Genomic DNA, 1,232 nt, shown 5'->3' on the forward strand with positions numbered 1-1,232 from the left:
CTGCGGATTCAATCGGTGGTCGCAACACTCTAACCTAAACGCCCAGGTTACAGGAGTGTTGAAGATGAAACAGAAACCACGCATTTATTACACCGAGACTCAGAAGGCCTTGATGTGGGAACGCTGGAAGCAAGGCGATTCCCTACAAATGATAGCCCAACTATTTGATCGGAATCACTCGTCGATACAGCGAATTCTGGCTGAGTCTGGTGGCATACGGCCAGCGCCGCGATGCCGTTCCAGAATGGCGCTGACGCTGGCCGAGCGCGAGGAGGTATCGCGTGCCATCGTTGCAGGCCTATCCATCCGCGCACTTGCCAGACGCCTTGGACGAGCACCATCGACCATCAGCAGGGAACTCAAGCGCAACGGTGGCCGCGAAGCATATCGCGCGACTCAGGCCGATCAGCATGCTTGGGATCAGGCGCGTCGCCCCAAACCTTGTAAGCTGACGGAGAGCCGCATGCTGGCCAACATGGTTGCCAGCAAGCTCCAATTGCAGTGGTCACCAGAACAGATTGCTGGCTGGCTCAAGCAGCTGTTCACGAGCCACGAGGAGTATCACGTGTCACACGAAACCATTTACCGCAGCCTCTACATCCAGGCCCGAGGCGCTTTAAAGAAGGAGCTGCTAGAGCACTTGCGCCGTACGCGCGCCATGCGCCGCTCACGTCATCATACCCAAAAGACGGACAACCACGGCAGAATTGTCGACGCCGTGTCGATCAGCGAGCGTCCAGCGACGGCAGCGGATCGAGCGGTGCCCGGGCATTGGGAGGGGGACCTGCTATGCGGCAGCCACAACAGCCAGATCGTCACCTTGGTCGAGCGCCAGACGCGCTATGTCATGCTGATAAAAGTCGCTGCCAAGAATACCGAAACGGTGATCAACGCATTGATCGACAATGCCCGCAGGCTACCCCAAGAACTATATAAATCACTAACCTGGGATCGTGGCAGCGAGCTCGCCGGGCATAAACGCTTTACATTGGCCACCGACATCCAGGTTTACTTCTGCGATCCACAGAATCCATGGCAGCGCGGTTCAAATGAAAATACCAATGGCCTGCTGCGCCAGTATTTCCCCAAGGGGCTGGATATTTCCACGTATTCGCAAGAGCAACTCGATGCAGTAGCCAGAAGACTCAACGAGCGCCCCAGGAAGACGCTACACTACCAAACACCGGCTCAACGATTTGAACAGTGTGTTGCGTTGACCGATTGAATCCGCA

At 56.2% G+C, this 1,232-nt stretch carries 1 protein-coding gene; it reads left to right on the top strand.

What is annotated here, in order from left to right; all coding sequences use genetic code 11:
* Nucleotides 1-64 precede the first annotated feature (64 nt).
* Nucleotides 65-1,225 carry an IS30 family transposase gene (locus ACP7EG_RS27650; RefSeq protein WP_426090243.1) on the top strand — a complete coding sequence of 387 codons (1,161 nt, stop codon included), beginning with the start codon at nt 65-67 and terminating at the stop codon, nt 1,223-1,225.
* The last annotated feature ends 7 nt before the right edge of the window (nt 1,226-1,232 follow it).

The organism is Janthinobacterium sp. PSPC1-1 (assembly GCF_049897625.1).
In the GTDB taxonomy this organism is placed as follows: domain Bacteria; phylum Pseudomonadota; class Gammaproteobacteria; order Burkholderiales; family Burkholderiaceae_D; genus Janthinobacterium; species Janthinobacterium tructae.

Bases quoted from the DNA above. Each gene is read 5' to 3' on its own strand.
- ACP7EG_RS27650 (WP_426090243.1), top strand. From the start codon at position 65: ATGAAACAGAAACCACGCATTTATTACACCGAGACTCAGAAGGCCTTG.